A 530-nucleotide genomic window follows, 5' to 3' on the forward strand; every position below is an offset into this window, starting at 1 on the left:
CGAGTTTAAAAACAGATTAAATGATACTCAGGATTCAAAAGAAATTGAGTCCATAAGATCAGATATTTTCAGTAAAAATGGATTTATAAATTCCGAGTTTAAAAAACTTGGATCTTTATCTGAGGACGAGAAAAAAAACTTTGCATCGAATATAAATAAAGCAAAACAAGAATTGCTTGAAATATTTAGGACAAAAGCATCAGAAGTTTTAGATAAAGATCTTAATGAGAAAATAAAAAAAGAAAAAATTGATGTTACTTTACCTGAGAAGGAATTCAGAATAGGAAAGATTCACCCCGTATCCCAAGTAATTGATGAAATATCATGTATTTTTTCAGAAATCGGATTTAGTGTGGAAGAAGGACCTGACGTTGAAAATGATTATAATAATTTTACTGCTTTAAATACTCCTGAAGATCATCCAGCAAAAGATATGCATGACACATTTTATTTGGATGAGAATATGAAGACCTTACTTAGAACCCATACCTCTCCTGTTCAAGTTCGAACCATGTTAAAAGGAAAGCCTC

Annotated in this window: 1 pseudogene; it reads left to right on the plus strand. The window is 30.6% G+C overall.

The annotated features are described in order from the left end of the window. Positions 1–530 (plus strand): annotated as a pseudogene (locus AMN84_RS03600) (phenylalanine--tRNA ligase subunit alpha); the annotation flags it as partial.

The sequence above is a fragment of the Candidatus Pelagibacter communis genome (assembly GCF_001180105.1).
In the GTDB taxonomy this organism is placed as follows: Bacteria; Pseudomonadota; Alphaproteobacteria; order Pelagibacterales; family Pelagibacteraceae; genus Pelagibacter; species Pelagibacter ubique_K.